This window comes from Bacillus alveayuensis (assembly GCA_030812955.1).
In the GTDB taxonomy this organism is placed as follows: Bacteria; Bacillota; Bacilli; order Bacillales; family Aeribacillaceae; genus Bacillus_CB; species Bacillus_CB alveayuensis.
In genome coordinates this window covers 711,443-721,819 of the sequence record JAUSTR010000001.1, presented here as the reverse complement: position 1 = coordinate 721,819, position 10,377 = coordinate 711,443, and the positions used below count along the sequence as shown (strand labels likewise).

Below are 10,377 nucleotides of genomic sequence, written 5' to 3'. Positions count from 1 at the left end.
TTAACCCCTTTCATTTTCTTTATAAAGAGCTCTTTTTAATACTGCCATTCTCACGAAAACACCATTTTCCATCTGCTGAAATATTCTCGATCGCTCACATTCCACTAGCTCACCGTCTATTTCAACACCGCGATTAACTGGTGCAGGATGCATAATAATAGCATGAGCCTTCATTCTTTTTTCTCTTTCTTTCGTTAATCCGAAAGACGTTAAATAATCCGTTGTATCCGTTTTAAAAATGTGTCGTTCATGTTGAATTCTAAGCAGCATGACAACATCAGATATTTCGATTGCTTCATCGATATCGATATACATTCCGTAAGGTGTTTTTTCATCTTGCCAGACTGAAGGTGCACTAAAATATACATTTGCACCAAGTCGAGTTAACACTTCAGCGTTTGAACGCGCCACACGACTATGGCGGATGTCGCCGATAATAGAAATGGTTAACCCTTCAAATCTACAGAACTCTTCATGAATCGTCAATAAATCAAGTAAGCTTTGAGTTGGATGATGCCCACAGCCATCTCCTGCATTTAAGATCGGAATATTCACTTTGCCAACTAATTCTTTGAAGTATTGATCCTTTGGGTGACGAATTACAACAGCATTTGTTCCGATTGATTGTAACGTGCGAACGGTATCATATAACGTTTCCCCTTTTTGTACACTTGAAGTTGCTTCATCAACATGCAAAACTTCAAGACCAAGCTTTCTCTCCGCTACCTCAAAGCTGCATTTCGTTCTTGTACTCGGTTCGAAAAATAAATTGGCAACAAATAATTTTCGATCCGCTGTCCATCCATGCTGTTTTTTATAATTTTTCGCATCATTTAAAATATTCAATATATCTTCGTTTGAAAGGTCTGTCATAGTTAATAAATGCATCATCGCTATCTCTCCTTTCAATCCAATAAAAAACCCTGTCCATAAGAGGACAGGGTGTAATCAACAAATAATTGGCATGTTAAGATTACACCCTTTAAAGTCTCTCTGGACTTTGTTAAAAAGTGTTTTGCTAGGCAACTGAATCTTCAGTATTATTCGTTAATCGTTCTTTTTTTTCATCATTTGGCAAGATGACATTTAAGAGAACTCCAATGATCGCAGCTAGTGCCATGCCATGAAGCTCAAATTGATCACTAATATGAATGATCGCTCCTCCAATTCCGATGACTAAAATGACGGATGCAATGATTAAATTTCGTTTTTCTCCTAAATTTACTTGGCTATCAATCATCATTCGTAATCCTGAGGATGCGATAATACCAAAGAGAAGAATTGATACCCCACCCATAACTGGCGTTGGAATAGATTGGATAAGGGCAGAAATCTTCCCAATAAATCCGAAGAAGATGGCGAATACGGCAGCTCCTGCGATGACATATACACTAAATACTCTTGTAATCGCTAATACACCAATATTTTCTCCATAAGTCGTATTTGGTGGACCACCAATTAATGCTGCAACCATAGTTGCTAAACCGTCTCCGAAAATCGAACTGGCTAATCCTGGCTTCTGAATTAAGTCTCGGTTTATTACTTGGCTAAGCAGCATTTGATGACCGATATGCTCGCTTAAAGTGACAAGGGCGACTGGCACCATGAGAAAAACTATTTCAACTGTAAGGGTCGGTGTATAATCTTTGAATGGAATAATCATTTGCGGTGCTTGAAACCATTTTGCCTCTAACACTTTTGTGAAATCTACAATTCCGATCGCAATCGAATAAAGATATCCGCCGATGATCCCGATCAATACAGGAATTAAGCTTAAGAAGCTTTTGAAGAATACGGAACTTATAATCGTTATCATTAATGTTACAAAGGCCACTGAAAAATGTAAGGTGCTGTATTTTCCGTCCGGATCATTCATCGCCATCGTTACAGCTGTATTGGCAAGACTTAAGCCAATAACTACAATGATCGGACCTACCACAATAGGCGGCAAAAGCTTCATAACCCAGTTATAGCCGATGGCTTTAATAAATAGTGAAACAATAGCATATACAAGCCCAGCTAGGAAGGCTCCAACCATTGCTGCACCAGGTCCCCCTTGAGCTTTTGCTGCTATTAATGGTGCAATAAAGGCGAAAGAAGAGCCTAAGTATGCAGGAACCTGCCCTTTCGTAACAATTAAAAACGCTAGAGTACCTACACCGCTAGAAATTAAGGCGACCGCTGGGTCAATCCCAACTAAGAACGGGACTAAAATCGTTGCGCCAAACATCGCAAACAAATGCTGAAAGCTTAATAAGACCCAATTGATCGCAGACGGTTTATCTTGAACATCTAACAAAATCGTTTTCGAGTGATTCATCGTCCTTCCTCCTTCATAACCTTAAAATAAAAAACCTCTTTGCCCAATTTGGCGCAAAGAGGTTTAGAAAGGAAAACAGATACGAAATATTTCCATTACCTGTTCTCATCTACATCCCCCTTTGCAGCCTCACGGGACTGCCTTTAAAAGGGCTTTATGAATTTTTTTCATGAATCGTTACTTGGTCTAACGAATCAACTTCTGTCAACTCTACCACAATCTTTTCAGAGTTTGATGTTGGAATATTTTTCCCAACATAATCAGCACGGATTGGAAGCTCGCGATGACCGCGATCAACTAATACTGCTAGTTGAATTTGCGCAGGGCGACCGTTATCTACAATCGCATCCATAGCTGCACGAACCGTTCTCCCAGTATATAATACATCATCTACTAAAATAATTTTTTTGTTTGTAATATCGATTGGAATGTTGGATCCTTTCACAAGCGGTTCTTTGTCTTCCGTTTTTTGTGTTAAGTCATCACGATAGAGGGTGATATCTAATTCGCCAACCGGAATGTTGATGTCTTCTATTTTTTCAATTCTTTCCGCTAGCCTTTTTGCAAGATAAACCCCTCTAGTTTTAATACCTACAAGCACACAATGATCGATCCCTTTGTTCCGCTCAATAATTTCATGAGCAATCCTTGTTAAGGCCCGATTAATGGCCTTTTCATCAAGTACTTTTGCCTTTTGCATATGATCACCTCTTTTTTTACCGTGAGAACAAAAAACCTCTCACCTGAGGTGAGAGGATATACGATTTACCTAATCCTTGCATTGATATAGCATATCATCAATCCTTCTCAGCCTCACGGGACTGTATTAAAGGTTCAATCGTTTGAACTCAATATAACAAAACTTCAATGGGCTGTCAACGTTTATTCTTTAATAAATTTAGGATATTCTCAAATTCAGGAGGTAACGGTGCTTCAAATTCCATGTATTCTCCGGTTCTTGGGTGAATGAACCCTAATACACCTGCGTGAAGCGCCTGTCCTTCAATAGGCAATGTTTTTTTCGGACCATATTTTGGATCACCCGCTAAAGGATAGCCGATATATTTCATATGGACACGAATTTGATGGGTTCTCCCTGTTTCAAGCTTACATTCAATAAACGTATAATGGTCAAACCGTTCTAAAACACGGAAGTGGGTAATCGCTTCTTTACTATTTACATCCGTAACGGTCATCTTTTGGCGATCTTTCGGATCACGCCCAATGGGGGCATCAATCGTTCCGACATCATGAGGAATAACGCCATGGACAATCGCCAAGTATTTCCTTGTAACTGTTTTGTTTACTAATTGCTGAACAAGCGATTCATGGGCTTTGTCATTTTTTGCAACCATTAATAGTCCTGACGTGTCCTTATCGATTCGATGTACAATTCCCGGTCTTAAAACTCCGTTAATACCAGATAAATCTTGACAATGTGCCATTAATCCATTGACAAGAGTACCATACATATGCCCAGGTGCTGGATGAACGACCATTCCACGCGGTTTATTTACAACGAGAACATCTTGATCCTCATAATAAATATCTAAATCCATTTTTTCTGGTTTTACATCCAAAATTTCCGGCTCTGGAATTGAAACGATGATTTCATCATGAAGCTGGCATTTATAGTTTCCTTTTACCTTTTGATTGTTCACTAATACAAGTCCATCTTTGATCCAACCTTGTACTTGTGTTCTCGACCAATCTTCATAGTAAGTAGATAACATTTTATCAATGCGTTCGTTTACAAATTGTTCGTTTACGATAATGGTTAATGTCTCCACCTTCATTTACTCCTTTTTTAGCTTCCCTTCAAAGAAAATCATATAAATAAAGAGGAGCAAGACACCGATTGTAAGTGCTGCATCCGCTATATTAAAAATTGGAAAATCGTACGAAAAAATAAAGGTGTTTATAAAATCAACGACTTCTTTTCGGAACAAGCGGTCAATAAAATTGCCAACGGCACCTCCAAGCATAAAAGCGAGAGCTATTCCCATTAAAGGTTCTCGTTTAGCATATTTTTGCATATAATAGATTATTCCTACAATAACGATAATCGTAATCACATAAAAGAAGCCCATTTGCCCCTGTAAAATTCCCCATGCTGCACCTTTATTTCGATGTGACGTAATATATAAAAAGCCATCAATAATTGGAAGGCTTTCACCTAGCTTCAAGTTTTGTACAATGATCCACTTCGTCCATTGATCAAGGAGAATAATAAATAAAGCAATTATGTAATAGAACACGTTTTTCACCCTGTCCCTCTTAGTTTACCTTTGAATAGTAGCATAATTTGATTAAAAATGTAAAGCTTGATAACAAAGGCTACATCTGTTTATGTATGAATTGTAAAAAAGGAATCGCTCAAGATACGACAAAAAGAGCCATCCATTCCTTTAAAAAAAGGCTGTTTTCGTAAACTTTGTTGCTTTTCGACTGTCCATGAACCGAACAAAGCACGTGGTCGGTCCAATTACATTTGTCCGACCATCGCCTTTTGTTCGGTTCACGTCACGCTTTAGCGTGACATAGCAAGCGTATCGCTTGCCTGGACAGTCGAAAAGCTATCGTATAGTAAAAGCAACAATCTTTTAGAAAAGAGCCTAAAAAAGACATTTATTGATTAAAAACGATCCTTTTTTCAAAATAAGCTTGGATCGAAAAATCATCCAACGTTCTAGCAGTAGGCATGATTTGTAATTTTTCTAACGGTATTTCTTGAAAAGTTTTTTCGCATATCCCGTATTTACCTAATGAAAGCTTCTTTAAAGCATACTCGACATCCTTTAATTCTTCTTTCATATAAAAAGCCAATTTCGGGTTGACCTTTTGATCCTTTTCAGCTAAACGGGTTTCTAGCTCTTCTTTCATCAGCAATAATTCTCGTTTCATTTCTTCTGTTGATATCATTCGGAACAACTCCTTGTTGTTCAGAATTTATGTTGTGTAACATTAGTTTTCATTTGAACACAACAACTTAATCCTAAAAACATTTTCCTTCATTTCATGAAAAAACCGTTGCATAAATGCAACGGCCAGACTGCCTCCAAACGCTTGCAATTTTTGTTACTTCGCCCTCTTTGAATGCTAAAAAACCGCACTTGGTAACTCCGATTCTCATCGGGCTCGCGCCTCGAATGACAAGCGTTTTCATTCAGTCTGAATATTCGTTTCATAAGACTTTGTCTACACACTGAACCGTTGCATAAATGCATCGGTTTTAATTTTAGGCAGAATAGTGTTCCTTGACGATATGGGCACATCGTGGACATAATGTTTCATATTCTTGATCTAATCCGACTTCCGGTGTTACGACCCAGCAGCGTTCACACGTTTTTCCTTCTGCGAGCTTCACAACAATTTTCACATGATCAAAACTTTGAGCATCTTCTGGTGCTTCTTCAATCGAGCCGCCAATTTCAAATGAAGAAACAATGAATAATTGTTTTAAGCTTTCTTCAATTGAATTTAATAATTCGCTTGCTTTTTGATCCGGGAAAAGCGTAATAGCTGCTGTTAATGATTTTCCGATGACTTTTTCATTTCTAGCTACTTCAAGCGCCTTTAATACATCATCACGAAGTGCCATAAAGGAATCCCATTTTTCTTCCAACTTGTCAGCCCCATCTATTTCCACTGGTTCTGGCATATCAACAAGCTGAACACTTTCTTCTTCAACGGATGAAATATGACTCCAAACCTCTTCTGTCGTATGTGGTAAAATCGGAGCCATTAGTTTTACTAATGTTAACAATGATTCGTATAGCACCGTTTGAATAGCACGACGTTCTTTGTTATCTTTTGCTTCAATATATAAAACATCTTTTGCAAAGTCTAAGTAGAATGAGCTTAACTCAATTGTACAGAAGTTGTGAACCGCATGGTAAATGGTTGCATATTCATAATTCTCATACGCTTTTTTCACTTTTGCAATTAATTTATTTAGTTTGACGAGCATATAACGGTCAACTTCTCGTAATTGCTCCAATGACAGTGCATCTTTTTTCGGATCAAAGTCAAATAGGTTTCCTAATAAGAAACGATACGTGTTGCGAATTTTACGATACACTTCTGCCACTTGTTTTAAAATGGCATCAGATACACGTACATCTGCTTGATAATCAACAGAAGCAACCCAAAGTCTTAAAATATCGGCACCAAGCTGATTCATAACTTTGGCCGGGACGACGACATTTCCGAGTGATTTACTCATTTTACGTCCTTCACCATCTAAAGCAAAACCGTGTGATAACACGCCTTTATATGGTGCTTTTCCTGTCACGGCAACGGCTGTTGATAATGAAGAGTTAAACCAACCGCGATATTGGTCTGAACCTTCGAGGTATAAATCAGCTGGTCTGTCTAATTCTTCACGTTCGACTAATACGGCTTGATGGGAAGAACCAGAGTCAAACCAAACGTCCATAATATCTGTTTCTTTCGTAAAGATACCGTTTGGACTTGAAGGATGTGTGAAGCCTTTTGGAAGTAAATCTTTTGCGTCACGCTCAAACCATATGTTTGATCCGTGCTCACGAATTAAGTTTGAAACATGTTCAATCGTTTCATCCGTAATAATTGGCTCTCCGTTTTCTCCATAAAATACAGGAATTGGTACTCCCCATGCACGTTGGCGGGAAATACACCAATCACTACGGTCACGGATCATATTGTATAAACGTGTTTCTCCCCAAGCAGGTATCCATTTCGTTTCTTGAACAGCCTTTAATAAATCATCACGGAAATCTTTAATGGATGCAAACCATTGAGCGGTTGCCCGGAAAATCGTTGGTTTTTTTGTACGCCAATCATGCGGATAGGAGTGTGTAATAAAGGATAATTTAAGAAGTGCACCAACTTCTTCAAGCTTTTGCGTAATCGCTTTATTTGCTTCATCATAAAATAATCCTTCAAATCCTGGTGCTTCCTCAGTCATATATCCTCTTTCATCAACTGGACATAGAACATCTAATCCATACTTTTGGCCAATCAAAAAGTCGTCTTCCCCATGACCTGGTGCTGTATGAACGCATCCTGTACCAGCTTCTGTTGTAACGTGTTCTCCTAGCATAACGAGGGAATCACGATCATAAATAGGATGTTTAGCCACAATATATTCAAGTTCTTGTCCTTTAATCGTTTTGACAACTTCATATGCTTCCCATCCTAATTCTTTTGCTACAGATTGTAATAAATCTTTTGCGATAACAAATTGGTTTTCATGAACCTTTACAACATGATAGTCTAGGTTCGGATGCACTGCTATACCAAGGTTTGCCGGAATTGTCCAAGGAGTTGTTGTCCAGATTACAATTTTTTCACCGTTTGTTAAAACATTTTTGCCATCTTTAATTTCAAAAGCAACATAAATAGATGGAGAGCGCTTATCGTAATATTCAATTTCTGCTTCTGCAAGAGCAGATTCACTTGATGGAGACCAATACACTGGCTTTAACCCTTTATAAATGTAGCCTTTTTTCGCCATCTCACCAAACACTTTAATTTGTTGCGCTTCATATTCTGGTTTTAACGTAACGTAAGGGTTTTCCCAGTCCCCTCGTACACCTAGGCGTTTGAATTGTTCACGCTGCCTATCAATTTGTTCCCATGCATATTCTTCACAAAGTTTACGGAACTCGGCAACGCTCATTTCCTTTCGGTTGACTTTTTTATTTTTCGTTAAAGCTGTTTCAATCGGCAGTCCATGTGTATCCCATCCTGGTACATATGGTGCATGATAACCACTCATGGATTTATAGCGGACGATAAAATCTTTTAAAATTTTGTTTAAAGCATGCCCCATATGGATATCACCATTGGCATATGGCGGACCATCATGTAATACAAACAATGGCCGACCTTTTGTTCGCTCTTGCACTTTTTGATAAATATTCATGTTCTCCCACTTTGCCTGAATTTCCGGCTCTCGCTTCGGAAGATTTCCGCGCATTGGAAAATCTGTTTTCGGCATTAACAACGTTTCTTTATAATCCATTTTCATTCCTCCACATTCCATAAATTACATAAAATAAAAAACCTTCTCATCCCTAAGGGACGAGAAGGTTGAACTCGCGGTACCACCCTTATTGATGTACACTCTACAGCAAAAAAGTACATCCATCTCCATGCACATAACGAGAATTTTTCCCGCCTTAGCCTACTTGAACGTTCAGCTAGGAACTCCAGGGTGATTTTCATTCCTTCTCCTTATGCCTAGCTTCCACCATCCTAGACTCGCTAATATAAGGAATTGAAAGAATTACTGTCCCTATCATCGTTTTCTCCGATATGGTTTTCTGTTTTCGTATTATATGCGAACAAACTTTAAAAAGTCAAGTTACCTTTTCGCTTCTTCTAATTCCTCATCAAAAATTGTCTCTACATTATATTCCATTAAATGATCCCAGTCGTCATTTTTTAATAAATCAAGCTGTGCTTCAATAAGCATTTGAAAGCGAGTTCGGAAAACTTTTGACTGTTTTTTTAATTCTTCGATTTCCATCGCAATTTTACGTGATTTTGCCAATGCTTCATTGATAATACGGTCAGCATTTTTCTCTGCCTCTTTTATAATAAGCTTAGCCTCTTTTTGTGCATTTCTCTTGACATCTTCAGCTGCTTCTTGTGCAACTAAAATCGATTTATTTAAGGTTTCCTCTATATTCGTAAAATGGCTTAATTTCTCCGTTAATTCTTGAACTTTTTGTTCAAGCTCTTTTTTTTCACGAATAATCATTTCGTAATCCTTGATTACTTGGTCTAAAAATTCATTCACTTCATCTTCATCATATCCGCGGAATCCTTTCGTAAATTCCTTATTATGAATATCTAATGGCGTTAAAGGCACGAATGCCACCTCCGTATGTATTGGCTTCTACACATTCAATTATATAGCATATTTCGACAGAATGAACAAAATTCCTTCTCTTTTTATAAAATTATTTTTGCTTACCTATGGTTACTTTCAGCTTATCTTTTTTCGTTTTTCCTTCTATGGACATGACTTTACTTCTTCCAAACCCGCGCACGGAAATGATATCCCCCTCCATGATTTCAAAAGATGGGTCTTCAATTACTTTCCAATTAACCTTTACGTAACCATTTTGAATCAATGGCTTTGTTTTTTGTCGGGAGAGCTTTAAAATAGCCGAACAGACAGCATCTAATCGTAAAGAAGAAATCGTCTTTGTCTCGGTTTCGTATGATTTCTCAGCAATGATGATATCTTGTAATGACAAAGGGCGCAAGGAAACCGGTGTTTTTCCGACTTCATTAAAATGTAATTGCACATAATGTTCGATTTCTTTAGCAACTATGATTTGAATTCGATGATTTTGAATGATAATGTCTCCATATTTTGTCCGCTTTAACCCTAATGACATTAACGAGCCTAAAATATGACGATGCTCAAGCGTGATAAACTTTTTTGGATAATCTATTTCAAATGCAGCTAAATGAAAATCCTCTTCCGTTGGCACAAAATACTCAGGATATAATAAAGCCCGTTTTCTTTCTGTATACACATTCCCGCCAAAAAACATGATTTGCACTTCTGAATGGGATCCGATCACACTATTGGCAATAAATTGCTCACGCGGGTCTAAAAAATCGGTTAACTTCGGGCTATATTGTCTTTCGACAAAGTCTTTCCATTCGATCACTTGATCAATAAATGTATGTTCATCTTCTCGAAAATGTTGGTAAATTCCATCCAATTGTCAACAACTCCAAGTGAACTTTATATGAATGAAAAAAGGGGGCGTTTATAGCCCCATTCATTAAACGAGCATATTATAAAGAAAAAATAGACCGTGGTTGGCAAAGTTCAGTGCAAGTAGCGCCACAATTGGCGAAATATCAATCATGCCTAATGGTGGAATAAAACGGCGGAACGGCTCTAAATATGGTTCGCATATTTTCGCTAAAAATTGCCCAATCGCTGTACCCCGTGCATTAGGAAACCAAGACATGAGTATGTACACAATAATGGCATATGAATAAAATTGAATAAGTCGACTTAAAACAATAAATAGTATGTCCATTCG

Annotated in this window: 10 protein-coding genes and 1 other annotated feature; all 10 genes read right to left on the bottom strand. The window is 37.9% G+C overall.

Translation table 11 applies throughout. The features are described 5' to 3' along the window. The 10 genes from J2S06_RS03660 to J2S06_RS03615 all read right to left on the bottom strand — a co-directional run bounded on the left by J2S06_RS03660 (position 1) and on the right by J2S06_RS03615 (position 10,374). Positions 1-891: an aspartate carbamoyltransferase catalytic subunit gene (locus J2S06_RS03660; protein ID WP_044895524.1), complete on the bottom strand. Its 891-nt coding sequence runs from the start codon at positions 889-891 to the stop codon at positions 1-3. A gap of 127 nt (positions 892-1,018) precedes the next feature. Continuing rightward, positions 1,019-2,320 carry a solute carrier family 23 protein gene (locus J2S06_RS03655; protein WP_419151314.1) on the bottom strand — a complete coding sequence of 434 codons (1,302 nt, stop codon included), beginning with the start codon at positions 2,318-2,320 and terminating at the stop codon, positions 1,019-1,021. Between the two features lie 154 nt (positions 2,321-2,474). Next, positions 2,475-3,020: a bifunctional pyr operon transcriptional regulator/uracil phosphoribosyltransferase PyrR gene (pyrR, locus tag J2S06_RS03650; RefSeq protein ID WP_419151313.1), complete on the bottom strand. Its 546-nt coding sequence runs from the start codon at positions 3,018-3,020 to the stop codon at positions 2,475-2,477. 175 nt (positions 3,021-3,195) lie between these two features. Beyond that, on the bottom strand, positions 3,196-4,116 hold the full coding sequence (locus J2S06_RS03645) for an RluA family pseudouridine synthase (RefSeq protein WP_419151312.1): 921 nt from the start codon (positions 4,114-4,116) through the stop codon (positions 3,196-3,198). Then, entirely contained in the window at positions 4,117-4,578 is a 462-nt protein-coding gene (gene lspA, locus J2S06_RS03640) for a signal peptidase II (RefSeq protein ID WP_044895610.1), read from the bottom strand. A gap of 370 nt (positions 4,579-4,948) precedes the next feature. Then, positions 4,949-5,242, bottom strand: a complete 294-nt coding sequence (locus J2S06_RS03635) for a TraR/DksA C4-type zinc finger protein (RefSeq protein ID WP_044896103.1) — start codon at positions 5,240-5,242, stop codon at positions 4,949-4,951. A gap of 316 nt (positions 5,243-5,558) precedes the next feature. After that, positions 5,559-8,327 (bottom strand): isoleucine--tRNA ligase, encoded by a 2,769-nt coding sequence (ileS, locus tag J2S06_RS03630; protein ID WP_044896104.1) that lies wholly within the window; start codon positions 8,325-8,327, stop codon positions 5,559-5,561. Positions 8,328-8,379: 52 nt separating this feature from the next. Beyond that, positions 8,380-8,616: a binding site (T-box leader), on the bottom strand. A 53-nt stretch (positions 8,617-8,669) separates the two neighbouring features. After that, the gene (locus J2S06_RS03625; protein ID WP_044896105.1) at positions 8,670-9,179 is read right to left on the bottom strand and encodes a DivIVA domain-containing protein; all 510 of its coding nucleotides are present in this window, start codon (positions 9,177-9,179) and stop codon (positions 8,670-8,672) included. Between the two features lie 91 nt (positions 9,180-9,270). Beyond that, positions 9,271-10,047 (bottom strand): YlmH family RNA-binding protein, encoded by a 777-nt coding sequence (locus J2S06_RS03620; RefSeq protein ID WP_044896106.1) that lies wholly within the window; start codon positions 10,045-10,047, stop codon positions 9,271-9,273. Between the two features lie 63 nt (positions 10,048-10,110). After that, entirely contained in the window at positions 10,111-10,374 is a 264-nt protein-coding gene (locus J2S06_RS03615; protein ID WP_044896107.1) for a YggT family protein, read from the bottom strand. Positions 10,375-10,377 lie beyond the last annotated feature (3 nt).